24 protein-coding genes are annotated in these 26,818 nt (G+C 71.0%); 7 read left to right on the forward strand and 17 right to left on the reverse strand.

Translation table 11 applies throughout. The features are described from left to right. Positions 1–377 precede the first annotated feature (377 nt). From AB0J80_RS10050 to AB0J80_RS10060, 3 genes are read left to right on the forward strand one after another with little or no spacing between them, the layout of a single operon-like run. Positions 378–908, forward strand: a complete 531-nt coding sequence (locus tag AB0J80_RS10050) for a SigE family RNA polymerase sigma factor (protein ID WP_364702750.1) — start codon at positions 378–380, stop codon at positions 906–908. Beyond that, positions 905–2,068: a hypothetical protein gene (locus AB0J80_RS10055; RefSeq protein WP_364702752.1), complete on the forward strand. Its 1,164-nt coding sequence runs from the start codon at positions 905–907 to the stop codon at positions 2,066–2,068. Before AB0J80_RS10050 ends, AB0J80_RS10055 begins: the two co-directional genes overlap by 4 nt. A gap of 19 nt (positions 2,069–2,087) precedes the next feature. After that, positions 2,088–3,107, forward strand: a complete 1,020-nt coding sequence (locus AB0J80_RS10060) for a lysylphosphatidylglycerol synthase transmembrane domain-containing protein (protein WP_364702755.1) — start codon at positions 2,088–2,090, stop codon at positions 3,105–3,107. Here AB0J80_RS10060 and AB0J80_RS10065 read toward each other — a convergent pair. The 6 genes from AB0J80_RS10065 to AB0J80_RS10090 all read right to left on the reverse strand — a co-directional run bounded on the left by AB0J80_RS10065 (position 3,070) and on the right by AB0J80_RS10090 (position 8,780). Beyond that, on the reverse strand, positions 3,070–3,807 hold the full coding sequence (locus tag AB0J80_RS10065) for a tetratricopeptide repeat protein (protein WP_364702758.1): 738 nt from the start codon (positions 3,805–3,807) through the stop codon (positions 3,070–3,072). The two genes, AB0J80_RS10060 and AB0J80_RS10065, sit on opposite strands and share 38 nt — an antisense overlap. Before the next feature lie 67 nt (positions 3,808–3,874). Further along, positions 3,875–4,111 (reverse strand): hypothetical protein, encoded by a 237-nt coding sequence (locus AB0J80_RS10070; RefSeq protein ID WP_364702760.1) that lies wholly within the window; start codon positions 4,109–4,111, stop codon positions 3,875–3,877. Further along, positions 4,108–5,070 (reverse strand): cyclase family protein, encoded by a 963-nt coding sequence (locus tag AB0J80_RS10075; RefSeq protein WP_364702763.1) that lies wholly within the window; start codon positions 5,068–5,070, stop codon positions 4,108–4,110. The genes AB0J80_RS10070 and AB0J80_RS10075 overlap by 4 nt, the downstream gene beginning before the upstream one ends. A gap of 15 nt (positions 5,071–5,085) precedes the next feature. Further along, a complete protein-coding gene (locus AB0J80_RS10080) occupies positions 5,086–5,673 on the reverse strand; it encodes a TMEM165/GDT1 family protein (protein ID WP_364702766.1) in 588 nt (195 codons plus the stop codon). Positions 5,674–5,955: 282 nt separating this feature from the next. Continuing rightward, complete coding sequence (locus tag AB0J80_RS10085; RefSeq protein WP_364702769.1) at positions 5,956–7,554, reverse strand: alpha/beta hydrolase; 1,599 nt, start codon at positions 7,552–7,554, stop codon at positions 5,956–5,958. A 101-nt stretch (positions 7,555–7,655) separates the two neighbouring features. Then, positions 7,656–8,780 carry an MFS transporter gene (locus tag AB0J80_RS10090; RefSeq protein WP_364702772.1) on the reverse strand — a complete coding sequence of 375 codons (1,125 nt, stop codon included), beginning with the start codon at positions 8,778–8,780 and terminating at the stop codon, positions 7,656–7,658. A 159-nt stretch (positions 8,781–8,939) separates the two neighbouring features. On the opposite strand from AB0J80_RS10090, the gene AB0J80_RS10095 reads away from it, so the two are divergent. After that, positions 8,940–9,524, forward strand: a complete 585-nt coding sequence (locus AB0J80_RS10095; RefSeq protein WP_364702775.1) for a TetR/AcrR family transcriptional regulator — start codon at positions 8,940–8,942, stop codon at positions 9,522–9,524. Positions 9,525–9,591: 67 nt separating this feature from the next. Continuing rightward, positions 9,592–10,137: a hypothetical protein gene (locus AB0J80_RS10100; protein WP_364702778.1), complete on the forward strand. Its 546-nt coding sequence runs from the start codon at positions 9,592–9,594 to the stop codon at positions 10,135–10,137. Here AB0J80_RS10100 and AB0J80_RS10105 read toward each other — a convergent pair. From AB0J80_RS10105 to AB0J80_RS10130, 6 genes are all read right to left on the reverse strand, one after another. Then, a complete protein-coding gene (locus tag AB0J80_RS10105; protein ID WP_364702781.1) occupies positions 10,118–11,566 on the reverse strand; it encodes an APC family permease in 1,449 nt (482 codons plus the stop codon). The two genes, AB0J80_RS10100 and AB0J80_RS10105, sit on opposite strands and share 20 nt — an antisense overlap. Before the next feature lie 83 nt (positions 11,567–11,649). After that, on the reverse strand, positions 11,650–12,639 hold the full coding sequence (locus AB0J80_RS10110; RefSeq protein WP_364702783.1) for a zinc-dependent alcohol dehydrogenase family protein: 990 nt from the start codon (positions 12,637–12,639) through the stop codon (positions 11,650–11,652). Further along, complete coding sequence (locus AB0J80_RS10115) at positions 12,636–13,451, reverse strand: carbohydrate ABC transporter permease (protein WP_364702786.1); 816 nt, start codon at positions 13,449–13,451, stop codon at positions 12,636–12,638. The genes AB0J80_RS10110 and AB0J80_RS10115 overlap by 4 nt, the downstream gene beginning before the upstream one ends. After that, positions 13,448–14,389: a sugar ABC transporter permease gene (locus AB0J80_RS10120; protein ID WP_364702788.1), complete on the reverse strand. Its 942-nt coding sequence runs from the start codon at positions 14,387–14,389 to the stop codon at positions 13,448–13,450. Before AB0J80_RS10120 ends, AB0J80_RS10115 begins: the two co-directional genes overlap by 4 nt. 66 nt (positions 14,390–14,455) lie before the next feature. Beyond that, entirely contained in the window at positions 14,456–15,784 is a 1,329-nt protein-coding gene (locus AB0J80_RS10125) for a sugar ABC transporter substrate-binding protein (RefSeq protein ID WP_364702791.1), read from the reverse strand. Between the two features lie 100 nt (positions 15,785–15,884). Beyond that, positions 15,885–16,646: a DeoR/GlpR family DNA-binding transcription regulator gene (locus tag AB0J80_RS10130; RefSeq protein ID WP_364702794.1), complete on the reverse strand. Its 762-nt coding sequence runs from the start codon at positions 16,644–16,646 to the stop codon at positions 15,885–15,887. Between the two features lie 369 nt (positions 16,647–17,015). Between AB0J80_RS10130 and AB0J80_RS10135 the strand changes: the two genes are divergently transcribed. Beyond that, positions 17,016–19,265 (forward strand): EAL domain-containing protein, encoded by a 2,250-nt coding sequence (locus tag AB0J80_RS10135; protein WP_364702796.1) that lies wholly within the window; start codon positions 17,016–17,018, stop codon positions 19,263–19,265. Positions 19,266–19,449: 184 nt separating this feature from the next. Here AB0J80_RS10135 and AB0J80_RS10140 read toward each other — a convergent pair whose 3' ends face one another. Then, positions 19,450–19,719: a hypothetical protein gene (locus AB0J80_RS10140; RefSeq protein ID WP_364702799.1), complete on the reverse strand. Its 270-nt coding sequence runs from the start codon at positions 19,717–19,719 to the stop codon at positions 19,450–19,452. A gap of 188 nt (positions 19,720–19,907) precedes the next feature. Between AB0J80_RS10140 and AB0J80_RS10145 the strand changes: the two genes are divergently transcribed. Beyond that, entirely contained in the window at positions 19,908–23,612 is a 3,705-nt protein-coding gene (locus tag AB0J80_RS10145) for a hypothetical protein (RefSeq protein ID WP_364702802.1), read from the forward strand. Between the two features lie 264 nt (positions 23,613–23,876). Here AB0J80_RS10145 and crcB read toward each other — a convergent pair whose 3' ends face one another. The 4 genes from crcB to AB0J80_RS10165 all read right to left on the reverse strand — a co-directional run bounded on the left by crcB (position 23,877) and on the right by AB0J80_RS10165 (position 26,685). Further along, on the reverse strand, positions 23,877–24,236 hold the full coding sequence (gene crcB / locus AB0J80_RS10150; protein WP_364702805.1) for a fluoride efflux transporter CrcB: 360 nt from the start codon (positions 24,234–24,236) through the stop codon (positions 23,877–23,879). Next, positions 24,233–24,646: a CrcB family protein gene (locus tag AB0J80_RS10155; protein ID WP_364702808.1), complete on the reverse strand. Its 414-nt coding sequence runs from the start codon at positions 24,644–24,646 to the stop codon at positions 24,233–24,235. Before AB0J80_RS10155 ends, crcB begins: the two co-directional genes overlap by 4 nt. A 240-nt stretch (positions 24,647–24,886) precedes the next feature. After that, positions 24,887–25,690 carry an ABC transporter permease gene (locus AB0J80_RS10160; RefSeq protein ID WP_364702811.1) on the reverse strand — a complete coding sequence of 268 codons (804 nt, stop codon included), beginning with the start codon at positions 25,688–25,690 and terminating at the stop codon, positions 24,887–24,889. Beyond that, positions 25,687–26,685 (reverse strand): ATP-binding cassette domain-containing protein, encoded by a 999-nt coding sequence (locus tag AB0J80_RS10165; RefSeq protein WP_364702814.1) that lies wholly within the window; start codon positions 26,683–26,685, stop codon positions 25,687–25,689. Before AB0J80_RS10165 ends, AB0J80_RS10160 begins: the two co-directional genes overlap by 4 nt. Positions 26,686–26,818 lie beyond the last annotated feature (133 nt).

Raw genomic sequence — 26,818 nt, forward strand, 5'->3', positions numbered from 1 at the left:
TAAAAGGGGGGAAGGTGGCTTTGTTGTACCGACGAGATCACCTACTGTCAATCGCCCGGCACGATCCGGGCCCGAAAATATCGGTGGCCCTGCGCGAACATGCGCGCACGAAGGGTTCCCGCTTCGTCTCTGCGCATCGCCGCCGCCCTGACCGTTCGTCCAGGCTCAGAATCGGCCGAACGGCCCGTCACCCGGCCGCGCGCCGGCGAGCGTCCTTTCTGGCGTACGGGGTGGGGCCGGCACTGGGAACGGGGGGTGCCGGCCCCGCACCGAGCCGGCGCGGCAACAGGAGTGGAGGCAGCGTGAGCGCTGAGGCGGTGATTGACCGACCGCTGTACGCTCACGGCTCCTTTGCCGGGTCGATCGGATCGTGGGGAATGGACGACACCAGCGATGCCGCCTATGCGACCTTCGTCCGTGATCGATCCCACGCCCTGCTCCGCTCGGCCTTCCTGCTGACCGGCGACCAGCACCTCGCCGAGGATCTCGTGCAGGAGGCCCTTGCCCGTACCCATCGGGCCTGGTCACGCCTCGAATGCCCGGGCAACGCGGAGGCGTACGCCCGCAAGGTGATGTATCACGCCCAGGTCTCCTTCTGGCGGCGGCCGAAGGTGGCCGAGGTCCTGCCCGGCGAGGACCTCGTCCGCCAGGGCGGCAGCACCGACGACCCCGCGGAGGCCGCGGTCCACCGCGTCGACCTGCGCAGCGCCCTGCTCTCGCTCAGCCCCAAGCAGCGCGCGGTCATCGTGCTGAGGTTCTTCGAGGACCGGACCGAGGTGGAGGCCGCGCGGCTGCTCGGTGTCTCGGTGAGCACCGTCAAGACCCAGTGCGCCCGCGCGCTCGGCCGGCTCCGCGACCTGGTGCCCGACCTGCGGCTTCTCGCGGACGCCCACGAGGGTCCACGGTGACCGCCCCCGAGCCGCTGCGCGAGTCGCTGAGCGAGCTCGCCGCCACGGTCGCCCCGGCCGACCTCTACGAGCGCTCGCTGCGGCGCTCCCGCCGGATCGGCCGCCGCGAGGCCGCCGTCGGCACCGGCGCCGCCCTGGTCGCGCTCGGCCTGCTCGGCAGTGGACTCTGGCAGCTTCCCCGCGCCACCGACCAGCACGCCCAGGGTGTGGTGGCCCCGCCGCTGAGCCCGGCCGCCGCGCCGCCGCCCGGCCTCGGCGGCCCGCTTCCCGGCAGCCCGGCCGCGGCCGAGCCCAGCAGGACCGGCGGGCCGAGCCGACCGGATCGTCCCCGGCCGACGTCGACCGTCAGCGCGAAGCCGCGGTCCACCTCGCTGGCGTCGCTGCCGGGGCAGGCCTTCTACGCCGGCACGGGCACGGACGGCGACGTCGTCCGGCTCACCGGCGACGGCGAGGCGCGGACCGTGCTCGCCACGCCCCACGCCACGCTGGGCGTGTCACCCGACGGCACCCGGATCGCGTACGTGTCCGGCGGCCAGCTCATGGTCGTCGGCACCGACGGCGGCACCCCGCAGCAGGTCTACGCGGGCACCGCCTCCGCCGACCAGGCGCCGGCCTGGTCCCCCGACGGCGGCCGCCTGCTCATCGACGCCGCCGACCCGGGGGTGCTGGACGTGGCCACCGGGCGCCTCGACCCCCTGCCCAGCGGCCTGAACGGCGAGCACTTCCGCTGGTCGGGGGACGGCAGCACGCTGGTGTACGCGACCGCGTCCTGCGGCCTCGAGGTGGCCGGCGTCGACGCGCAGAGCGGCACGCCCGTACCCGGCCAGGAGAGCACGGACGGCCCGGCCGCGTGCAGCCCGGTCAGCGTCGACGCCACCGGCGACCTGGTCACCGTGCAGACCAGGGCGGCTGCCGGAAACGCCGCCCCGGACGCGCCCGCGGACGCCGTGCTGGACGTGAAGACCGGTGAGCTGGTGGACCTCCCGGTCACCGGCACGATCATCGGGGCGGTCTTCGACGCCGACGGCAACCTGCTGGTCCGTTCGGAGCACGACGGCACCACCCGGCTCTCCCTCTTCGACCGCGACTTCACGCTGCTCGTGCAGGCGCGGGAGCCCGCCACGCTGAAGGGCCGCGATCTGGTCGCCTACACCCGCTGAGAGTGCGACGATCATTGCGATGGCCGACACCACCCCGCCCTGGTGGCGCCGCGGACCCGTGGTGGTCGCGGTGGTGCTGCTCATCCTGCTCACCGAGCTGGTCGTCGGATGGCGCCCGCTCGTCGAGGCGATCGGGCAGCTGCGCACGCCGCACTGGAACTGGGTCGCCGGCGCGGTCGTCGCCGAGATCGCGTCGATGGGCACCTACGCCCGCATGCAGCGGGCCCTGCTGCGCGGCGCCGGGACGAAGGTGCAGGTCCGCAAGCACGTGGCCCTGGCGTACGCGGCACATTCGCTGAGCGCCACGCTGCCCGGCGGCCCGGTGTTCTCGACGACGTTCAACTTCCAGCACATGCGGCGTTTCGGCGCCTCGTCGGCGGTCGCCTCCTGGTGCATCGCGCTCAGCGGGGTGCTGTCGACCGGCGCGCTGATCGTGATCGGCGCGGTCTTCGGGATCATGACGCGCAGCACCGGCAGCTGGCAGACCCTGCTCGGCTACATGGGCGGCGCCCTGCTCGTGGCGCTGGCCGTCCGTGTCGTGGCGCAGCATCCGGAACTGCTGATGACCCCGGCCCGCCGGCTGCTGCGCGGCGTCAACCGGGTGCGGCGGCGGCCCGCCGACAGCGGACATGCCCGGCTCGCCGGCTTCCTGCGCCAGCTGCGGTCGGTGCGGGTCAACCCGCTGGACTTCGCGTACGCGGTGGTGCTCGCGGTGGCGAACTGGCTGCTCGACGCGCTGTGCCTGTGGATGTGCTGCATCGCCGTGGGGGCGGAGGACATCCGGCCCTCGCAGCTGGTCATCGCGTACTGCGCGGGCATGGCCGCGGCGAGCGTACCGATCGTGCCCGGCGGCCTGGGCGTGGTCGACGGCGCGCTCATCCTCGGCCTGGTCGCCGGCGGCCTCACCAGCAGCTCCGCGGTCGCCGGCGTGGTGCTCTACCGGCTGATCAGCTTCGGCTTCATCATCGGGCTCGGCTGGCTGGTGTGGCTGGTCATGCGGTCTAGGGCAGGAACTCCTCAGGGCGTACCGGCGCACTGACCTCGCCGCCCCGGCGGCCGAACAGCTTCCAGCCGCGCTTCTTCTTCTCCGGCTCCCGGACGGCCTCACCGTTGAGCACGGCCAGCCGGTGCTGCGCGACCGGGTTCTCCGGCTCCAGCTTCAGCGACAGCAGGAAGGCCTGCCGGGCCTGGTCGGCGTGGCCCAGCGCGTCCAGCGTCACGCCGTGGGTGAAGTAGTAGTGCGCCTCGTCGGGGTCGAGCCCCACGGCGGTACGCGCGGCCTGCTCGGCGTCGGCGTACTGCCGCTCGGCGGCGAGCAGCGACCAGGCCACCCGGTCGTGCCAGAGCGGGTTCTTCGGCTCGGCGATGACCGCCCGGTACGCCATCGTCACGGCTTCCTCGTGCCGCCCGAGCAGCGTCAGCGCGCGGCTCGCGATGGCGAGCGGGCGGGGATCCTCCGGGGCCAGCTCGATGGCCCGGTTGGCGGCGTCGAGCGCGTGGTCGACCTGGTCCAGCACCAGCCGGATGCGGGCCATGAGCACCCAGCCCGCGGCCGAGGAGGGGTCGGCGGCCAGGACCGGCTCGAGGTGCTGCGCCGCGGTCGCGGGATCGATCCGCTCGAAGTACGCGGCGGCGCGGGCCACCCCGATCTCGGTCGGCGTGCCGGACGGCACCGACCCGGCCGACCCGGCCTTCTGCGGCTGCGGCGGCGCCGTGCGTACGGCGTCGAGATCGGTCATCGGTCCGCCCGGGCCCGCGCGAAGGTAAAGGTCACACGGTCATCTTCGGCAGCACCGGTGCCGATTCTTAGCGGTTTCCGCGAAAACCACCGATCAGGAGCACGGCCGCCGCGCCGAAGCAGAGCATCGCCGCTTCCGTGCCGCCGCGGGAGAGCATGAGCGTACCCCCGGTCAGGCCGGCGGCGCCCAGAAGCAGCGACAGCGACCCGGAACCGCCGCGCGCGGGAGCGCGAGCGGGTTGGGCGTGGCGTTCGGCGGCCTTGCGGTCGAGCTCCGCCCGCAGTTCACCGGCCTCCTGGTTCACGCGCCTGCAGTCGGCAGCCACCCGCCGGACCTGAGGTGATCGTGCGGCTCGGCCTCGGGCACCGCCGCGTACGCCCGGACCGGGAACGTCCCGAATCCCGCCACCCGCGGCGGCGCGGCGGTGAACCGGGCGCCGACCGGCGGCAGGTCCGCCAGTCCGGTGAGGTGCTCGACGATCGGGATGCCCGCGGCGAGCAGCAGCGTGTGCGCGGGCCGCTCGCCGGCCGACCCGGGACCGATGTCGTCGATGTTGACCGCGTCGATGCCGACCAGCGCGGCACCGTGGTCGACCAGCCACTGCGCGCCGGCGGCGGTGAGGAAGGGTGCGTTCTCCGCGTACGCCGGGGTGGCCCAGTGCGCGTCTCCGCCGGTGTGCAGGAGCACCGCCCGGCCCGCGACGACGAGGTTCTCCAGCGCGGGCACGTCGACGCCGCGGACGCCGCTGCCCGCCGTCCGGACCACCACGGCGGGCAGGTCGGCGAGGCGCTCGAGCGGAACCCCGGCCAGGTCGGTGCCGTCGGCGTACCGATGGAACGGGCTGTCCAGGTAGGTGCCGGTGTTGCCGACCATGGTGATGGTGTCCATGGCGAACTCGGTGCCTTCGGCATAGACCGCGCGCGAGGCCTCCCGGGTCAGGTGCGGCGTGATCACCGGGCCGGGCAGCCCCGGGTACGTGGTCAGCCCCGCGCTGATCACGTGGCTGAGCTCCACCCATCGGGTACGCGGGCGCCGCTCCGACGGGCCGCCCGGGGTGCCGAGGTGCCGGTCGGCGAAGACCCGGATGCGGGTCAGCTCCACGCGGTCGACGAGCAGCAGCCGGCATGCCGTGACGAACAGCGACGCGATCTCCGCCTCGGTCACGTCCGGGTGCGGGACGTCCACCCGGAAGCCGTGTGCCTGCAGCCCACCGCCGTTGGTGAAGGTGACGGTCGCGTCGAACTCGGCCCTGTACTGGAGCACGGCGTACCCCGCTTCCTAGCGCAGCTCGATGAAGGCTTCCACGAGGAGCCAGATGCCGAAGATAGCGAAGAGGGCGGCCGCGCCGTACTTGATGACCTTCTCGGGCAGGTGCCGGCCGAGCAGGCGGCCCACCAGGATCGCCAGGGCGTCGGCGGCGACCATGCCCACGGTGGAGCCCAGCCAGGTGCCGAACCAGCCGTACTGGGTGGCCAGGGTGATGGTGGCGAGCATGGTCTTGTCGCCCAGCTCGGCCAGGAAGAAGGCGCCACCGACGGCGAGGATCGCGGATCCCGTCGAGCGCTCGGCCTTGGTCTTCTCGTCCTCGGTGAGGTGGTCGCCGCGCAGCGTCCACGCGCCGAACGCGAGGAAGGCCACGCCCGCCACCAGGGAGATCCAGCCGGTGGGCAGGGTGGCGCCGAGGCCGTACCCGATGCCGACCGAGACCAGGTGCACCACCGCGGTCGCGACCGTGATGCCGATCAGCACCGGCAGGGGCCGGAAGCGGGTGGCGAAGGTGAGGGCCATGAGCTGCGACTTGTCGCCGAGCTCGGCCACGAAGATGACGGCGAAGCTGACCGCCGTCGCGACGAGGAAACCGTCCATGGAAGGTGAACTCCCGGTGGGTGTCGGACCGGGGTTCGGGCGCAGGGCGACCTCGACCCGGCCATGCGGAACTGGCCAAGTCGAAGGTCTCGCTCGCCCCGGCGGGACCGAGGCCGCGTGGCCGGATGCGCCGGCATGAGGCCCGGCGGATCAGTATGTCGACCACGACGTTGGGAGCTACTCCCCTTCGCGATCTCGATCCTACCCGGCCCGGGACCGGCCACGACCTCGGCGGCCGTGTGACCCCTGTCCCGTGCAGCCGGGACAGGGGTCGGGCCGCGCTCAGCGAGCGGCGATGAGTTCCTGCAGGTCGGCGCGGCTGAGCCGGCCGGCGCTCTCGGCGCGCTTGGTCGCCGCCGCGGACGGCGTCGGCTGCGGGAGCGGTGCACAGCGCTTGTCCGACGTGTTGGCCTTCACCCGCTTCGGCAGCTTGCCGGTGGCCAGGTAGTCGGCGATCGTGTCGTCGACGCAGGCGTTGCCGAAGAGCGAGCCGGCGTGGGTGGTGCCGCCGACGCCCTCGACGAGGGCCGCACGCGGGAACCGCTTGCGCACCTCGAGGCTGCCGGAGAACGGCGTCGCCGCGTCCAGCGTCTCGCTGATCAGCAGGATCGGCGGGACGTCCCGGCCGGTCACGGCGACCCGGTCGCCCGCCTTCGCCGGCCAGGTGAGGCAGGGCGCGTTGTACCAGGCGTTGCCCCACGTCTCGAACGGCGCCTTGCGGTGCACGCGCCAGTTGTCCGCCCGCCACTTCTGCCAGGACGCCGGCCAGCGGACATCGGTGCACTGCACGGCGAGATAGATCGCGTACCCGTTGTCGGCGCCGTCCTCCTGCGGGTTGCCCTCGTCGAACAGCGACTTCAACGGCTGCGGATCCCGGTCGTTGACCCACGCCGAGAACGCGGACGCCACCGTCTCCCAGCCGAAGACGTAGTAGCCGGCCTGGAGGAAGACGTCCGAGAGCTCGTCCGGGCCGATGACGCCGCCGGCCGGCTTCGCGATGAGCTTCTTCTGTTCGCGGTAGAAGAGCTTCTCCACCGCTTTCCCGGTACGGCCGAGGTGGTAGACGTCGTGGTGCCGCGCCAGCCAGCCGAAGTAGATCTTGATGTTGCGGTCGAACGCGACGTCCTGGTCGAGGTTGGCGTCGTACCAGACCCGCGACGGGTCGACGTTGCCGTCGAGGACCATCTTGCGCACCCGGTCCGGGTAGCGGGTCGCGTAGACCTGGCCGAGGTACGTGCCGTACGAGAAGCCGTAGAAGTTGATCTTCTCGGCCCCGAGCGCCGCGCGGATGCTGTCCATGTCACGGACCGAGTCGACGGTGCGCAGGTGGTCGAGCAGGTCCCCGCCGCTGCGCTCGCAGGCCTTGGCGTAGCCCTTCGCCCGCTTCAGCCACGCGGTCTCGATGGCCGCGCTCGTGGGCACGTAGGGCGGCCGGTCGTAGCCGAGGTAGTCGCCGTCGCAGGCCAGCGCCGGCCGGCTGGCACCGACGCCGCGCGGGTCGAACCCGATCCAGTCGTACGCGGCGCCCGCCCCGTGCGGGACGAACTCGCCGAGCACCGAGAGGACCAGCCCGGAGCCGCCGGGGCCACCCGGGTTGACCAGCATGACGCCCTGGTACCGGTCGTCCGGCACGGTGTGCCGGATCCGGGAGACCGCCAGCTTGATCCGCTTGCCGGCCGGGTGGGCATAGTCGAGCGGCACGCTGAGGAAGCCGCACTCGGCCTTGCGCTCGCGCAGGGCGGGGTCGTCGCATCGGGCCCAGCCGATGGCGGTGTGCCCGGCGGCCCGGTCGGTGGACGGTTCGGCCGGCGCCCCGGAGGCCGCAGCGGCACCGCCCAGCACCAGTGCGAGGGACGCGGCGACCGCGAGAAGTCTTCTCATGCCCAGCCTTTCCTGTGGATTCGCCCCATATGGTCCGGCGTGGGCGGCCGGATGACAGCCGTCCACGCCGGGGCGTCCCCGAAAGAGCAGAGGCGGACCGCTCAGGCGCGGCGCGACCGCTGGGCGACCAGGGCCGTGGCGCCGAGGGCCACGACCACGAGGCCGTAGACGAGGGCGGTCGCGTGCAGCCCGAACGACCTGGCCGCGAACCCCGCCACCACCGCCGGCAGGCTGAAGGCCAGGTACGCGACGGTCAGCGCCACGGCCATCAGCTCACCCCGCTCGGCGGGCGCCGCCAGCACCGCCAACGTGCTGAACGAGGCCAGCGCCGAGGCGCCGAAGCCCACGCCCGCCAGCACGGTGCCGGCGGCGGCGAGCCCGACCGATCCCGTCTGGACAGCCAGCAGGGCCACCGCCGTACCCGCGGTCAGCAGGATGCCGGCGATCGTCAGCACCCACCGCGTGGGTCGGCCGCGCAGCGCGAAGGCCGTCACCGCGCCCGTTCCGCAGAGCAGGGTCACCACCAGGCCGCCGACGAGATGGCTGGCCAGCCCGAAGACGCCGGCCGCCACGGAGGGACCGAGGGAGAGGTAGAGCCCGCCCAGCGCCCAGCTCGCCACGATGATCGGCACGAGCGCGAACACGTCGGCACGCAGCCGCGCCGGTACGCCGAGCCGCGGCAGCAGCGACCGCACGCCACCCGGGCGGCGGGCGGCGGTCTCCGGCATGAGCAGCACCACGCCGGCCGCCATGGCCATGCCGGCGAGCAGGAGCGCGTAGACGAGATGGGTGGGGCCCGGGGCGTACTGCACCAGTGCTCCGGTGCCGAGTGAGCCGAGCGCCAGGCCGGCCGGGGGGACGATGCTGTTGATCAGACCCGCCCGGCCGGGGGCGTGCGCGGGGTTGAGGTCGACGAGGGTCGCCCCGAGCGTGGTCAGGGCCGCGCCGGTGGCGATGCCCTGCAGGAAACGGGCAGCCAGCAGCACGCCGACGTCTCCCGCGGCGAGGAAGAGCACGAGCACCACGGCCTCGAGCGCGATCGCGGCGGCGAGGACGGGCCGCCGCCCCACGTGGTCGGAGAGGGCACCGAGCACGAGCAGCGCGCCGATCAGGCCGACCACGTACACGGCGAACACGACCGTCAAGGTGACCGCCGAGAAGGACCAGAGCTCCTGGTAGACGACGTAGAGCGGGGACGGGGCGCTGGACGCGGCCGTGAACGCCACGAGGATCGCCGCGATCCCTGCGAAAGCGGCGGAGGGGGAAAGGCGTCTCGGTTCGCGAAGGAGAACTGGTGCGGTGGTCATGACACTCCCGTTGACGAACAGACAGGTCTGTCTGGTGCAGCCCGACACTAGACAGGTCTGTCTGTTATCGTCAATCGCATGTCCTCCGCATCACCCGGCAGCGGTCGCAAGCCGTCGGCTCGCGACCGGCTGCTCACCGCGGCCGACGAGCTGTTCTACGCCGAGGGCGTGCACACTGTCGGCATCGACCGCGTGATCGAGCGCGCGGGCGTGGCCAAGGCCTCGCTCTACAGCTGCTTCGGCAGCAAGGACGGGCTGATCCGGGCGTACCTGGAGGACCGGCACCGCCGGCGCCGTGAGCGCATCCTCGCCGCCGTCGAACGCCACGAGGCCCCTCGCGACCGGCTGCTCGGCGTCTTCGACGCACTGGCCGAGATGGCCGCCGACCCCACCTTCCGGGGCTGCGCCTTCTACAACGCCAGCGCCGAATCGGCTCCGGGCGGGGTCGTCCAGGAGGTCAGCGACGCCAGCCGCGCCTGGACCCGCCGGCTCCTCACCGACCTGGCCCGCGAGGCCGGGGCGAAGGATCCCGAGGCACTGGCCGCCCAGATGGTGATCCTGTACGACGGCTCCACCGCCGGCGCCCGCATGGACCGCAGCCCGGCCGCGGCGGTCACCGCCCGCACCCTGGCAGCCGCGCTGCTGGACGCCGCCGCGGCCTGACGGACCACCCGGACGCGCCAGTCCCATATGCACCGACTCGGGGCAAAGGTGATGCCACCATGCCGTGATGGAGCTCTGGGGCCGGCAGCCGTGCTGGCTGCACCCGCACATGGGGACGACCACGGTGGACGGCCGGGCTCCCCAGGCGTACATGGTGGCGCTGCAGCACGTCGTCGTGACACTGGACGCGGATCCCGGGTGGCGGCAGTGGTGGCGGGCTTCCGGCGTACCGGAATGCGAGCTGGGGATAGTCGCCGAGGGCCACCTGGACCATCTGCGGCCGAGCGCCGACATCCGCAAGGTGCGCGGCAAGGTCCGCGCGAACTTCACGTGCGCCGCGCCGGCCACGGCAGGCCGGCGACCGGCCGAGCTCTTCCCCCTCGCCGTCCGCGAGGTGACCGGGATGTTCGAGGTGATCCGCGAGGCGATCGGGCTGGGCGAGCTGCCGCCGGTCCCACCCCTGCCGGAGCTGCCCGAGCACCAGGAGGTCGAGGTCACCCGAAAGCCGCTGCCGCCGGACGAGGGCGAGGTCGAGCAGCAGGGCTACCTGACCCTCACCCAGATCCAGGAGTTCTTCGGCGACGACGCCGCCGCTACCCGGCGAGGCGATTGACCCGCTCCGGCCGGTGTGCCCCGGGCGATCGAGGATGCGGCACGGTCAGCGTCGACGGCGCCACCACCACCGCCGTGCCGCCGAGCCCGATGCCCGCGTAGGTCACCGGCCGCACCGACCGCAGCACCAGCGCGAAGATCACGCCGAGCAGGACGGTGGCCAGGGCTGCGGCGACAAGGCCCGGGAAGTTCAGGTACGCGAGATATGCCAGCGCCCCGAACCCCACGGTGGACGCCAGCGGAGCCACGAACCGGCGCCACACCCCCTCCCCGGCCGGATGACGGTTGAGGAACAGCAGCGCCGCGAGCGACGTGCCCAGCAGCAGGAGCAGAACGCCGAGGGCGCCACCGACGGCGAGCCGGCGGCCGAGCGACTCCACCGGATCCAGGTGGAGCCCGGCACACACGGCTATCACCAGGCCCGCGGCCAGGCACTGCGTGAACGAGGCCGGCCGGGGCGCGGCGAGCCCCGCGGAGAGCACCCGTTCCCGGCCGAGCGCGACGACATAGCGGGCGATGGTGTGGTGCAGCGCCAGCATCGCGGCGAGCAGGCCGGCGACGACGAGGCCGCGGCCCAGCGTCACGGCCCACGGCGCGAGCCGAGCCGCCGCCAGGTCGAAGGCGAGCTCGGGGCCGCGGGCGGTCGCCGCGCCGATGATCCGGCCGGGGCCCGCGGCGACCGTCATCGCCCAGCTCGACGCGGCGTACAGGACGGTCAGGAGCAGGACGGACAGGACGGCGGCGCGGGCGGTCGCGCGGCGCGGAGCCCGGACGTCCTCGGCGTACGCGGCCGTGGTCTCGACGCCGACGAAGGCGAAGGCGCCGGCCACCAGCAGCAACCCGAGCACCGGCCGGGAGACGTCGGCGAGGCGTACGGGATCCAGCGCCGTCCACGCGATCCGGCCACCCGCCGGGTCCAGCACGTTCGCGGCGGCGTACGCGGTGGCCACGACGATGCCGGCGAGCACGAGCACCGCCGGCAGCCAGGCGGTGCGGGCGAGGTCGGCCATCCCGCACACCGCCACGACGGCCCAGCAGACGCCGGCGGCCACCCACCATTCCACCCGGGCCAGGGGTGCGATCGCCGCGCCGACCACCCCGTAGAGACCGATCTGCAGGGCGTTGTACGACAGCAGGGCGAGCCATGCCGCGCCGACGCCGGCCGGGCGGCCCAGGCCTCGGGCGATGAACGAGTACAGCGCCCCGGGCCCGGGACCACGGCGGATCATCGCGGTGTAGCCGGCCGTGAAGGTGAGCAGGAGCAGGCCGAGAGCGAGGAAGAGCAGCGGGAGGGCGAGGAGGGCGCTGTCGGCGTACGCACCCGGGACGACGGCGGTGACGACCGTCAGCGGAGTGGCCGCGGCGAGGGCGAGGAAGAGGACGGACGCGCCACCGAGGCGTCTCGCCGCCGGGGAGGGTGGCGAAGGCACCGCTCCATTGGAGACCCCCGGCGGCGATCCATCAACAAGTTGTGACCATCAAATAACCGATAGTGAGAAGAATGGCACGATGGCTACGGCTCGATGAGGGTCTTCCTGCCGACGCCCGCGCGGAACTGGGCGAGCGCCTCGGCGTAGCGCGACAGCGGGAACCGGTGGCTGACGAAGATCTCCGGGTCGAGCACGCCCGCGGCCATCAGCTCGCCGGCCCGGTCGAAGCTGTGCAGCACCGCCATCGAACCGGTGATCGTGATCTCACGGCGGTAGATCTCGTACGGCTCGATCTCCACCCGGGCGTCGTACGCGGACACCCCGAACTGCAGGAACGTCCCGCCCCGGCCGACCCGCCCCAGACCGTCGCGGATCGCGGCGGCCGCACCGGTGCAGTCGATGACGACGTCCCAGCCGCGTGGGGCGTCCAGCTCCCCTGCGTCGGTGACCGCGGCCGAGCATCCCAGCCGCTTCGCCGTCTCGAGCCGCTCCGGGTTGAGGTCCACCATGGACACGGTCGCCGCACCGGCGCGCTTGGCCAGCTCGAGCATCATCAGGCCCATCGTGCCCGAGCCGTAGATGAGGAACGTGTCGGCCATCCGCCGGGGCAGGACGTCGAAGCCGCGGACCGCGCAGGACAGCGGTTCGATCAGCGCGGCGTCCCGGGCGGCGAGGTGGGCCGGGAGCTTGAACAGGTTGGCCATCGGCGCGGCGACGAACTCGGCCGCGGCGCCGCTCCTGGAGACCCCGATGGCGTTCCAGTTCTCGCACTGGTTGCCCCGCGCCCGCTTGCACTGGTAGCAGTGGCCGCAGTACAGCGACGGGTCCACGGCCACCTGGTCGCCCACCGCGTACCCGTTGACCGCGGAACCGACCTCGACGATCTCCCCGGCGAACTCGTGCCCCGGGATGATCGGGAAGGCGGGCGCGAACTCGCCGTCCATGATGTGCAGGTCCGTACCGCAGATCCCGACCGCGGCGGGCCGGACGACCACGTCCTGCGGACCGCAGACGGGGTCGGGGACGTCCCGGATCTCGATCGTGCCGGGCGTGACGACCACCGCTGCCTTCACTTGACCGCTCCCATCGACAGACCGCGGACCAGCTTGTTCTGCGCCAGCCAGCCGGCGACCAGCACCGGCAGGGAGACCAGCGTCGCCGCGGCGCAGAGCCGGGCGAGGAACAGGCCCTCCGAGGAGATGAAGCCGACCAGGAAGATCGGCGCCGTGCCGGCGTTCGTCGCGGTCAGGTTGACCGCGAGGAAGAACTCGTTCCAGGCGAAGATGAAGCAGATCAGCGCCGTGGCCGCCAGGCCGGGCGAGACGATCGGCAGGATGATCTTCCGGATCGAGGTGAGCAGGCCGGCGCCGTCCACCTCACCCGCCTCGAGCACCTCGCGGGGCACCTCGAGCAGGAACGAGCGCATCATCCAGACCGCGAGCGGCAGGTTCATCGACGTGTAGAGGACGACCATCGTCCACACGTTGTCGAGCATGCCCAGGTTCTTCACCAGCAGGTACACCGGCAGCAGGGCGGCCACCGCGGGCATCATCTTGGTGGAGATGAAGAAGAACAGCGCGTCCGTCCACTTCGCCACCGGACGCAGGGAGAGGGCGTACGCCGCCGGCGTCGCGAGCAGGACGACGAACAGCGTCGAGAAGATGCTCGCCATCAGCGAGTTCAGCAGGAACGGCGTGATGTTGCGGTCGAACACCTGCGCGTACTGGTCGAACGTCGGCGTGAACACCCAGGACGGCGGGTTGCTGGCCGCCGCCTGCTCCTGCTTGAAGCTGGTCAGCACCATCCAGATGACCGGGAACACGAAGATGATCCCCGCGGCCCAGGCGACCGTTCCCCACACGGTGTTGCTCCACCGGGTCCTCATCGGCCCTCCTCCATCCGGAACAGGCTCGAGATGACGCGCAGCGCGAACGTCGCCACGATGATCGTCAGGATCACCACGATGACGCCGGCGGCCGACGCCTCGCCGTACTCGAACTTGCGGAACGTGGTCAGGTAGATCTCGTACGGCAGGTTGGTGGTCGCCGTGCCGGGACCGCCCTGGGTGATGCTGAAGACCGAGTCGAACGTGTTGACCAGGTAGATGGAGCCGAGCAGGGCGCCGAGCTCCAGGTACTGGCGCAGGTGCGGGATCGTCATCCGGGTGAAGATCTGCCAGGCGTTGGCGCCGTCGACGCGGGCCGCCTCGAGCACCTCCTCGCTCTGCGACTGCAGACCCGCCAGCAGGATGAGCATCATGAACGGCGTCCACTGCCAGACCAGCGTCGTGATGACCGCCGCCTTCGGGTACGACGAGATCCAGTCCGTCGAGCCACCGAAGAGACCGTTGATGAGCCCGTACGCCGGGTTGTAGATCGCGTGCTTCCACAGCAGCGCCGCCGCGATCGGCATCACGAGGAACGGGGTGATGAGCAGCGTCCGGACCACCGACCGGCCGACGAACTTGCGGTCCAGCAGGACGGCCAGCGCCAGCCCGAGGACCATCGAGAAGATGACCGCCCCCGCGGTCAACACGACCGTGTTGACCAGCGCGGACTGCAGCCGGCTGTCGGTCAGCACGGTGGCGTAGTTGTCGATGCCGACGAACTCCCGCGCGCCCGGGCGCAGGGCGTTCCAGCTCTGGGTGGACAGGTAGATGGTGACCAGGAACGGCACCTGGGTCACGATGATCGCGAAGATGAGCGCGGGCAGGAGGGGGGCGCGGCGGACCCAGCGCTCCCGGGCGCCGCCCTTGGCGGGCGCGGGGGTGTGCGGCGGGGGTGTGTCGGTCCTGTCTTCCGCCCGGTGAATGACGTCAGTCATCTCGGTCGAGCCTTCCGGTGGGGGCCGGGTGCGCCACCGCTGCGACGGCGCACCCGGGAAAAGGCACTACTTGTACTTCTTCGCGACGTCCTCGGCGAGCTTCTGACCGTCGGTCAGCGCCTTGTCGACCGTGTTGCTGCCCGCGATGGACGCGCTGACCTCCTGCGACACCTTGGTGCCGAGGTCGGCGAACTCCGGGATGCCGACGAACTGCACACCCAGTGCCGGCCGCGGCTGCAGACCCGGGTTCTGCGGGTTCGCGTTCTCGATGGAGCCGAGCGTGATGTCGGCGAACGCCTTCGCGGACTCCTTGTACTCCGGGATCGAGTACGTCGAGGTGCGCTTGCCGGACGGGACGCGCGACCAGCCGAGGTTCTTGCCGACCAGCTGCTCGTAGTCCTTGCTCGTGGCCCAGGAGATGAACTTCCAGGCGGCGTCGGCCTTCTTGGTGGTCTTGGGCATCGCCCACGCCCAGGTCCACAGCCAGCCGGAGTACTCCGTCTTGTTGACCGGCGCGTACGCGTAGCCGACCTTGCCCGCGACCTTCGAGGCCTTCTCGTCCTCGAGCGTGCCGGCGGCCGAGGTGGCGTCGTACCACATGGCGGCCTTGCCCTGGCCGAACGTGTTCAGGCACTCGGTGAAGCCGGCCTGCGGTGCGCCCGACTCGCCGTACTGCTTGACGAGGTTGACGTAGAAGTTCGTGGCTTCCTTGAACTCCGGTGAGTTGACCTTGGGCGTCCAGTCCTTCTCGAACCACGTGCCGCCATACGTGTTCACCACGGTGGTCAGCGGCGCGAAGAGCTCGCCCCAGCCGGGGAGCCCGCGCAGGCAGATGCCGGCCACGCCGTTCTTCTTGTCGTCCAGCTTCTGCGCGAACTCGGCGACCTGCGCCCAGGTCGGCTTCTCCGGCATGGTGAGGCCCTTGGCCTCGAACATCTCCTTGTTGTACATGAGGAACGACGACTCACCGTAGAACGGCGCCGCGTACATCTTGCCGTCGTCGCCGGTCAGCGACTGCACCATCGGCTTGATCAGGTCGCCGGTGTCGTACGCGGTGTCGGCGCTCGCCTGCGTCGTCAGCTCGTGCAGCCAGCCGTTCTTCGCCCAGATCGGCACCTCGTACGCGCCCACCGTCGCGACGTCGTACTGCCCGCCCTGGTTGGCGACGTCCTGCGTGACCTTGTCGCGCAGCTCGTTCTCCGGGAGGATCGTGAACTTGACCGTGATGCCGGTCTGCTTGGTGAAGTTGTCGGCGGTCAGCTTCTGGATGTCCTCCATCTGCGGGTTGCCGACCATCAGCGCGGTGATCGTCTTGTCGGCGGAGTCGCCGCCACCGGTCGAACCGGCACCGGAACAGCCGGAGAGCACGAGTGCGCCGGCGGCCGCACCGGCCATCAACAATGAGAATTTCTTTCCTGTTTTTTGCACAGCGGATCCTCCGATTGAAGACATGCGAAAAACCGAGCGGGAATCTTCAACTGCGACGTTCGCGTTTTCAGACGCGGATGACCTGGGGGCCGAGCCGGGAATAGCGGTGTGCCTCGGACGCGGGCAACCCGGTGTCCGTGACCAGGGACTCGAAATCGGATATCTCGGCGAATCGGCAGAACGTGCGTACGCCGAATTTCGTGTGTATGCCGGCGAATATCCGCCGGCGGGCCGCGCGCACCGCGTGCGCCTTCACGTCCGCCACGGCCGGGTCCGGAGTGGTCAGCCCCACCTCACGGGAGATGCCGTTGGCGCCGACGAAGGCGAGGTCGATGACGAAGCCGGCCAGCATGCCGCTGGCCCAGTGGTCGACCGTGGCCAGCGTGCGGCCGCGGACCCGGCCGCCGAGCAGGAGCACGGTGACCGGCGAGTTCGTGGACAGCCACGCCGCGGTGTTCAGCGAGGCCGTCACCACGGTCAGGGGACGGTCGGCGGGCAGCGCCTCGGCGATGAGCTGCGGGGTGAAGCCCTCGTCGATGAAGATCGTCTCCGCGTCGCCGATGAGGCCGGCGGCCGCGGCGGCGATCCGTCGCTTCTCCGGGACCCCGCGCGTGGTGCGCATCGCGAGGTCGGTCTCGAATTTCGCGGTCTCCACCGGATACGCGCCGCCGTGCGTACGCCGCAGCAGACCGTGCTTTTCCAGCAGTCGCAGATCCCGCCTGATGGTTTCCGCGGAAACGCTCAGCTCGGCGGACAGTTTCGCGACGTCCACCTCTCCTAGACGCCGCGCCAGGGCGACGATCTGATGCTGCCGTTCTTCCGCATTCAATCCGCACCTCCGGCCGCCCCATCGGAGGCGGTCGCCGTGATCGCGCCTGCCGTGGACCATTTCTAACACCGGGGAAACCTGTGGCCCCCATCACAAAGCAAGCGGATTTGTTGTGTCTCTGCCCGTTTGGCCACGGGCCCGGCGCGCTCAATATCATCTCACCGCGTGACGAATCGGGACGAAGGTTGTGCCCGAATGCCCGGAAAAGCTGCCCGGATCATGACCGAGGGTGTGAGCTCGGGCGCCGCTGAGCCCCGTACGCCCGCTCCGCCCCGCTCTCAGCGACCCGCCACCCGGGGCCGCTGACCAAAACGGTCAGGGAAAAGGCTCATCTCGCCCGGCCCCAAACCGACAGACGAGGTCATGGGCATGCTCGCAACGCAGCAACTCACGGAGTTCCTCTCCGCCGTCGCTGACCGGCCGGACGGACCCGCGGCACAGTACGCGGCCGTCGAGTGTGCCGCGCGCGCCCTCGAGGCGGACGTCGCGGTGCTGATCATCGACTCCGGCGTGGTCGCCTCCGTCGGCCTGCGCGCCGAACAGGTCCCGATGGCCGCGCTCCAGGACGCCGCCGCCGACCGGGCCGAGACCATCGAGCTCGCCGGCGACCGGTACGCGATCACCCACGCCTTCATCACCGGCCCGGCGAGCGGCCTGCTCGTCCTCGGCCGCCGTCAGGGATCGTTCTCCGACGAGGAGATCTGCCTGCTGCGCGGCATGGCCCGGGTGCTCGAACTGAGCCTGCAGGCGCTGCACGTCATCGAGGCGGAACGCCGTCAGGTCCAGGAGAACGGCCGGCTCGCCGACTCCCTGCAGGAACGCCAGCGCCTCTTCGAACACCTGAGCCGCATCCAGCGGCTCATCGCCCGTCGCGCCCCGCTGCAGCAGATCCTCGACTCCATCACCTTCTCCGCCGCCGAGCTGCTCAACCTCGAGATGGCGTCCCTGAACCTGCTGGAGAAGGACGACCCGTCGGTCGGCAGCATGGTCTCCAGCGTCGGCTTCAAGCCCGACATCCTGCCCAAGATGAAGCGCATCCCGCTCGTCTCCGCGGGAGTCGCCGGTCTCTGCGTCATGGCCGACGAGCTCGTCATGGTCGAGGACTACGAGAACTGCCCGATCGCCATCCCCGACGTCCGCTCCCACCTCAAGGCCGTCATGGCGGTGCCGGTGCACGAGAACGGCGAGGTCGTCGGCTGCCTCACCGTCGGCACGTACACCGGCCCGCGGCACTGGGACAAGCCGTCGCAGGAGATCCTCCGCGCCTTCGCGGAACACGTCAGCCTCGCGCTGACCGACGCGCAGACCCTCGCGGCGATGAACCAGGCGTTCCACGACTCGCTGACCGGCCTCGCCAGCCGCGCCCTGTTCCTCACCCGGATGGAGCGGGCGTTCGCCCAGGCGGGGGAGGCACGCACCGGCACTGCCGTCCTCTTCGTCGACCTCGACCGCTTCAAGGTCGTCAACGACTCCCTCGGCCACGCCGCCGGCGACGTCCTGCTGGTCGGGGTCGCCGAACGCATCCGGGACTGCCTGCGCCCGGGCGACACCCCGGCCCGCCTCGGCGGCGACGAGTTCGCGGTCCTGCTGCCGATGGCGTACGGCGTCGAAGAGGCCGAACCGGTGGCCGAGCGCATCCTCCAGGCCCTGCGGGAACCGTTCGTGCTCGCCGGCAAGGAGACGTTCGTCAGCTGCAGCATCGGCGTCGCGTACAGCGCCCCCGGCGAGCTGGAGGACGCCAACGAGCTGATGGTCCGCGCCGACCTCGCCATGTACCAGGCCAAGAAGCAGGGCAAGGACCGCCTCGAGATCTTCGAACCGGCGATGCAGGCCTCCTTCCAGGCCGGCCTCCAGCTCGAGGCCGACCTGCGCCGCGCGGTGGTCCGCCACGAGTTCGAACTGCGCTACCAGCCCATCGTGCACCTGCGCACCGGCGAGATCACCGGCCTGGAGGCCCTCGTCCGCTGGCAGCACCCGGACCGCGGCATGATCCCCCCGCTGGACTTCATCCCGCTCGCGGAGGAGACCGGCATGATCGTGCCGATCGGCGAATGGGTGCTGCGCGAAGCCTGCCGCCAGGCCGCCGCCTGGAACGCCCGCCGCGAGGGCAAGCGCCCGCTGAGCGTCAGCGTCAACATGTCGGCGGTCCAGCTCGACCAGCCGGACCTGCCCGACGTGGTGGCGTCCGCCCTGGAGACCAGCGGCCTCCCGGCGGACCGCCTGGTGGTCGAGCTGACCGAGTCACTGCTCGTGGACCACCGCCCGACGACGCTGCGTCAGCTCGAGCGGATCAAGGAGCTGGGCGTACGGCTTGCCATCGACGACTTCGGCACGGGCTACTCGTCGCTGGCGTACCTGCGCCGCTTCCCGGTCGACATCATCAAGATCGACAAGAGCTTCGTCGACGACGTCGGCGACGTCCCGGCCGCGGCGGCCCTGACCCTGGGCATCATCCAGCTGGGGCAGGCCCTCAGCCTGTCGACGATCGCCGAGGGCATCGAGGACGCGGGGCAGCTGAGCGAGCTCACGGACGGGAACTGCGAGCTGGGTCAGGGCTACTACTTCGCCGAGCCGCTCACCGACAAGGCGATGGGAGAGCTGCTCTCGCGGCGAAACTGACGCGATCGGCGAACCACGTTCCCGGCGGCCGTGACGGTCCCGCGAGCGGTTGGGCGACCGTTCCGGGTGTCGACCGCGGCAGACCCCCGTAAGTCCCACCGCGATCGACACCCGAGCCTTCACGGCACGCTCGCCAGGCCCTGCGAGGCGCCGGCTATCGGGCAGTCCGGCTGCCATCCGGCGTTCAGCGACCTGTGACAGTCACTGCGTTGCAGCCGTAGACGGCTTCGACGAGGCGCAGCGCCCACCGCATACGCCTTGCGGCGACCTCAGGTCGATCACCGAAGACGGCCGCCATCTCGGCTGCACAGTGGCGTACACCGCCGCGGGCCCGCACTGTCGCAGCCACAGTCTCCTGCAGCTGGATGCGGTCGAGTTGCGTGCCAGTCGGCACCGATGAGGCGAAGAGCGCCTCAGCCCGGGCAGCGACAAGTGCCAGACGATTGATGCTCACGAGCTTCTCCCCCATTCCGAGGCGCGGCACCGACTATCGGATCTCTTCGGCCTGGCCGCTCCACGAGAGTCGTGTCTAGCGGTGTGCAGGTTGTCTGGCCCCTGCTCGGGGCTGCCAGACAAACAACTCTGGACAACGCAGCGATAATTGACGATGGATGCGGTAGCCGTCTCAGGGGAGGTGGCGGGATGCCGAGGCCGGAGCGGCCGCTGGAGGGACTGGGCGGCCCGGTCGAGCAACTGGCAGCTGAGTTGCGGGAGCTTCGGGACAAGGCGGGCAAGCCGGGTTACCGGCAAATGGCCGCGCGGGTGAACTACTCGGTCGCGACACTGTCAGCGGCGGCGTCGGGGCGGCGGTTGCCGACATTGGAAGTGACGTTGGCGTACGTCGCCGCGTGTGACGGTGATCGTGAGGAATGGGAGCGGCGCTGGCGGGAGGCGGAGCGGCTCAGCGTGGCGCCGGCCGAGAACCCGGAGGCGATGAACAAGTACGGGCCGTCGCCGTACCCGGGATTGGCGATGTTCCAGCCGGGCGATGCCAAACTGTTCTTCGGGCGTGCCGCGTTGGTCGAGGATTTGATGCGCCGGCTGGAGCAGCGGCGTTTTCTGGCGGTGTTCGGCGCGTCGGGTGCCGGTAAGTCATCGGTGGTCCGGGCGGGTGTGGTCCCGGCTTTCGGCGGGCCGGCGGTGGTGTTGACGCCGGGCGCCCATCCCATGGCGGAGCTGGCAGTGCAGTTGGGCCGGCATGCCGGCGTGCCTGCCGGCGGGCTGCTGGACGAGCTGCGCGAGGATCCGGCGCGAGCACCTCTGCTGGTCCGGCAAGGTCTGCGCGACGTGCCCGCGGATGTCGATCTCCTGATGGTCGTGGATCAGTTCGAGGAGGTCTTCGCGAGCTGCCGGGACGCGGGCGAGCGGACGGACTTCGTGGCCGCGTTGCTGGCTATGTGCCGGGAGCCGGACGGTCCTGCCCGGGTCGTGCTGGCGGCGCGCGCCGATCATTACGACCGGTTCGCCGCGTATCCGGAACTGCTGGCGGTGCTGGCGGACTCGCAAGTGTTGATCGGTGGAATGAGCCCAGCGCAGCTGCGTGAGGCGGTCACCAGACCGGCCGAGCAGTGCGGTGCCCGGGTGGAGGGTGCGCTGGTAGCCACGATCGTGGCGGAGGTGGGTGATTCGCCGGGTGCGTTGCCGCTGGCCGCGCACGCGTTGCGGGAGGCGTGGCACCGCCGTCAGGGTGCGATGGTCACGCTGGCTGGTTACCAGGCGGCCGGCGGCGTAGCCGGCGCGGTGGCCCACACCGCCGAGCAAGCGTATGAGCGGCTGTCGGAGCGGGAACGGCTCGTTGCTCAGCGGGTGTTGCTACGGATGGTCGATGTCGGGTCGGACGGGCTGATCACCCGTCGGCGTCTCGGCCGAACCGAGTGGGGCACGATCGAGCTGGCGCCGGCCGTCATCGAGGCGTTCACGGCCGCCCGGCTGGTCAGCACCGACCGCGATTGCGTGGAGATCACGCATGAGGCTCTGATCCGGGCGTGGCCACGCCTGCGCGGCTGGGTCGAGGAGAGCCGCGCTGGGTTACGAATGCATCGCCAGCTCACCGAGGCAGTCGCCACCTGGGAGTCGCTGGGCCGAGACGACGGCGCGCTCTATCGAGGGCTGAGGCTGTCCACCACAGAGGAGGCGGCCGACGCCAAGATCATCGACCTGTCCGGAACGGAACGAGAGTTCCTGGAAGCCAGTCGCGCGTTGCGTGACCGTGAGGCGCGGCTGCGCCAGCGTCGCACACGCCGGTTGTTCGTCGGGCTTGTCGCGGTCCTGTCCGTCGTCTGCGTGCTGGCGGCCGTCGCGGTCGCCTCCGCACGGCGGGCTTCGACCGAGCGGGACCGGGCCGTGGCGCGGGAGCTGGCGGCCGGTGCGCGGGCCGAGCGGATGGCCGACCCGGACCTGGCGCTGCTGCTCGCCGGACGGGCGTACCGCGTTCATCCGGACGCGGAGACCGAGTCGGTGCTACGGCAGGCCACGGCCGACGCGCGCGCGACGTTCATCATGAACGCTCACCGAGCTCCGGTGGCCTTTGTCGATGTCAAAGGCACTCAGGTCGCCAGCGCGGACCGGAGCGGTGTCATCAAGGTGTGGGATCTGTTCGGCCGGACACCGCCGGTCACCGCACCCTTCCCGGGCAAAGAGCCCGAATTCGGCCCGGACGGACGGTTGGCCATTCTCCGTCCAGGGCCCCAAGAGCACGTCGTGTTGTGGCGCCCGGGGGATCCGGGGACGGCACGGCAGCTGAACCCGCCGTTCCGCGCGGGCGGTTTCGGCCCGGACGCGATGGCGTACAGCTCGGACGGTCGCTGGGTCGCCGCGATCGGGGCCGATGCGCACGTCCACGTATGGGACACCACACGAGTCGGGTCACAGACGAGACTGCGCTACACGGGAACGGCCCAAGGCTTGGCCTTCGGCCCTGGCGGACGACTGGTCCTTTCCACGAAGGAACGGGTTGGTGGCGCCGTGCGGATCTGGGACGTCGTCGAGACGGCACCGCCGGTCGTGATCCGTCATTCGGAGAGTTTTCCCCTCGTCTCCATGGCCGTCAGCCCTGACGGCCGCAGGATCGCCGGCGCCGGATGGGGGAGAGTCATGGTCTGGGCCGCCGACGGGCGCACCGGACCGCGCATCTACCACAGTCCGCATCCCGAATACACCAGCGTAGCTTTCAGCCCTGACGGACGCCGCATCGCCGCGAGCACGAGCGAGCGGACCGTCCAGCTCTGGAACGTCTCCGACGCCACTCGCGGACTGACCCTGCGCGGACACCACGGTCCCGTGAATGATCTGGCGTTCAGCTCGGACGGGCGCCGGCTCGTTTCGGCAAGCGACGACTCCACCGTGCGCGTGTGGGACACCACCACCGCGGCCGACCCCGCCACAGTGAGCCTTCCCACCTCACCCGGGATGCTCAGCGAGGACGGCGGCTTCACCGCGGCGTCCACCACACCCGGCACCATCTCGGTCTTCCCTACCCGAACGCCGCAGACCGCGATGACACTGCGCCATGGCCCGACGGGCAAGGGGATGAGCCTCGCCATCAGTAGAGGCGGAGGCAGCGTCGCGGCCGCGGATACCGACAGCGAACAGATCTACTGGTGGCGTACGGCAGCAGGTGACGAACCGGCGGTCCTCGAGTGCCCGCGCCGCCCGGACCTGATAACCCCGAACTTTCCTGCCGTGAGTGACGATGGGCGGGTGCTCGCCGTCTACTGCGGCGATGGCGGGGTCCGCGTGTGGCGCGGCGGCGACCGGCGGATTGCCGCCGGGAGCAAGGGAATAGGGTCGATCGCGATCAACCGCGACGGCACCCTGGTGGCGATGTCCCCGGACGAACCGGACACGAACGAGATGCTGCTGTGGAACCCGTTCGCCGGCTCGGCACCGCGGAGGCTGAAGGGTCAGGGTGGATTCGTCGAACACGTTCGGTTCAGCCCGGACGGACGGCTGCTGGCCACCGCGAGCGACGATGGAGCGATCCGGATCTGGACCCTCGCCGGGGACAACGACCCGGTCGTGCTCACCGGCATCATCGGGAGTCCCGGAGCGCTCAGCTTCAGCCCGGACGGCAAGCTGATCGCCGCCCTCGGCACCGACGACACCCTGCGCCTGTGGCACACCGACGGCACCGGCGAAGCTCTGACCTTCGACTATCTGACCGGCGCCCAGCAACTGGCCTTCAGCGCCGACGGACAGCAGTTCATCACGCTGCACGAAGCCAACGCCCGCATCACGCCATGCGAGGTGTGCGGGCCCATCAAGGACGTGCTCACCCTTGCCGCGCAGCGCACCATCCGAGACTTCACGCCGCAGGAGCGCGCGAAATACCTACGCGAAACCGGGTAGGTCGGGCCGCCGCAGATGCGGCGCGGGCTCCGGGTCCCGGCCCGAGATGCCCGGGTCGAGTTCCGCAGTGTGAAGCCTGAGGGACAGAAGCGGCAACTGTCGCCGGAGCGCGCCTCAGCAGCGACGGTCACCGAAGCCCACCCACCAGACAGGACGACGGTGACGCCGCGGCGCAACGACCCGCTGCCGGCCGGGTCCCCCACACTGAGGCGCCGCCGCAAGAGCGACATGGCCCCCCACCACGTCATCGTCGGACCGGTCGTATCAGGCCACCACATGGGCGGCCAGGAAGCCGAGGGAGGCCGCGCCGAGGCCGGCCAGCACGCTGCCGAGCGCGTACGCGAGGGCCAGGAATCGCTGGCCGGTGCGGGCCAGCCCGAAGGTCTCGTAGCCGAACGTCGAGTAAGTGGTGAGGGCGCCGCAGAAGCCCGTGCCCAGCAGCGCGGCGAGTGCGGCGGGAACCGGCAGGCCGACGACGAAGCCGAGCACCAGGGAGCCGGCGACGTTGACGATGACGGTGCCCCAGGGGAACCGGGAGTCGTGTCTGGACTGCACATAGCGATCAGTCAGGTACCGCAGGGGCGCCCCGACCGCCGCACCCAGCGCGACGAGCAACAGGGTCATGGGCGCACCACGGCCTCGGTCAGGACAGTGGCGAGCCAGACGGCGATGATCGCCCCGGACAGCGTGGTGGCCAGGTAGATCAGCGCGGTGGCGGGGGCGGCCTGGAGTACGTCGACGGTTGCGGTCGAGAAGGTGGTGTAGCCGCCGAGGAAGCCGATACCCCAGAACGGGCGGATCAGGCGCTGCTGCAGATGGAAGCGGCCGATCAGGACCATGAGGATGCCGATGAGGAAACAGCCGCTGACGTTGATCGTCCAGGTGGACCACGGGAATCCGGCAGGGTCGTGCGGCCAGGCGGCGGAGATGCCGTAGCGGGCCAGGGCACCGAGCGTTCCGCCCGCCGAGATCGCCGCGAGCACGGTCCATCGTCCCGCGACGCCGGCCGACACCGCTGCGTCTGGGGATTCCACACCCTCCGACGAGGCCGCTACACCTGATGGCCGAGTCGCGGCGGACGGTCGGGTGGCTTCCGCGGGTGCAACGGCCTCCGAATCCACGTGATCACGCTAGCTCAGCCGACCGGCGGCCCGAGGGATGACGCCCCGGCAGCGTCGCCGGCCATGACCGCAGGGACGGGCGCGACCAGCGGCGATCACGGCCACAGGAACGAGCGCGACCACCAGCGAAGGTAACCGCAGGAACAGGCGGTGTCAGCGGGAGGCCGCTCGGCGGTATTGGTGGATGGCCAGGGGCATGAAGATCGCCAGGGCGGCGCCGCTCCAGATGAGGCTGTAGATGACCGGGTGCTGGAGGGCCCAGGTGTCGGGGACCGGGACTGCCGGGTTGGTGTTGCCGAAGAGCTCGCGGGCCGCCTGGGTCACTGCGGAGACCGGGTTCCATTCGGCTATGGCCTTGACCACTGTGGGGAGGTTGTCGGTCGGGACGAAGGTGTTGGCGATGAACGTCAGCGGGAAGATGACGATGAAGCTGGCGTTGTTGACGACCTCCGGTGTGCGGACCGACAGGCCTACCACGGCCATGATCCAGGAGATCGCGTACGCGAAGGTGAGGAGCAGGACCACTGCGAGGATGGCTTCGGGCGCCGATGAGCGGATCCGCCAGCCGACGAGGAGGCCGGTCGCTGCCATGACCACAAAGGTGACGACGTTGATGCCGACGTCCGCGGCGGTGCGGCCCAGCAGGACGGCGGAGCCTGACATGGGCAGGGTGCGGAAGCGGTCGATGATGCCTTTCTGCAGATCCTCGGCGAGGCTGGCGCCGGTCCAGGTGGCGCCGAAGACGACGGTCTGGACGAAGATGCCGGCCATCAGGAACTCGCGGTAGTTCACGCCGGGGACCTGGATCGCGCTGCCGAAGACGTACGCGAAGAGCAGGACGAACATGATGGGTGAGAGCGTCGAGAAGACCAGGACGTCCGGGACTCTCTTGATCTTCAGTAGGTTGCGGCGGGTGATGACCACGCCGTCGGCGAGGGCGGAGGCGATCGCGTTCATGCCACGGTCTCCTTCTCGAGGGGCGACGCGGTGTCGGCGTCCTGGGCGGCCGCGTGGCCGGTCAGCTTCAGGAAGACGTCGTCGAGGGTGGGGCGGCGTACGCCGACGTCCATGACGGTGATGCTGTTCTCGTCGAGCCGGCGCAGCGCCTCGACCAGGACCATCGCGGCCGGTCTACTGCCGTCGGCCGGCGCGGACAGCTTGCGGGTGTGGTCGTCGACGCTCACGTGGGCGCGGCACACCTGGTCGAGGATGTCGGCGGCGTCGCGCACCCGGGCCGGGTCCGCGATCACCATCTCGATCACCTCGCCGCCGACCTGGGACTTGAGCTCGTCGGCGGTGCCCTGGGCGATGACCCGGCCGCGGTCCACGACCACGATGGAGTCCGCCAGGCGGTCGGCCTCCTCGAGGTACTGCGTCGTCAGCAGGACGGTGGTGCCGCCGGCGACCAGGTCGGCCAGGGTGCCCCACATCTCGGTGCGGCTTCGCGGGTCCAGGCCCGTCGTGGGCTCGTCCAGGAACAGCACCTGCGGCCGGGCCACCAGGGCACCCGCCAGGTCGAGCCGCCGCCGCATGCCGCCGGAATACGTCTTCACCGGCCGGTTCGCGGCGTCCTCCAGCCGGAACTGGGCGAGCAGCTCCCGGGCCCGGTCGGCGGACGGGCGCCGGCCCAGGTGATAGAGGCGGCCCACCATGTCCAGGTTCTCGAATCCCGTCAGATATTCGTCGACCGCGGCGTACTGGCCGGAGACCCCGATGCATGCGCGGACGCGTCTGGGGTCACGCAGCACGTCGATACCCATGACCTCCGCGCGGCCGGAGTCGGGGCGCAGCAATGTCGTGAGCACCCGCACGCAGGTCGTCTTTCCCGCCCCGTTGGGTCCGAGCAGACCCAGGACCGTGCCCTCCGGGATCTCCAGATGGAGTCCGTCGAGCGCTTTGACCTCCCCGTATGTCTTTACGAGGCTGTCCGCCACCACCGCCGTCGTCGTCATGGTGGCCGACGCTACGCCCGCCCTCCGACATTTTCCGTCCCTGTTCCCAAGGGTCGAGGCGCTGCGGCGGTCGCGGCGCGGGAGGCCGGGGGTGGACGTGGCGGCGTCCACCCCCGGCCTCGTCCGAGGGGCG

It is taken from the genome of Actinoplanes sp. NPDC049548 (assembly GCF_040676695.1).
GTDB lineage: Bacteria > Actinomycetota > Actinomycetes > Mycobacteriales > Micromonosporaceae > Actinoplanes.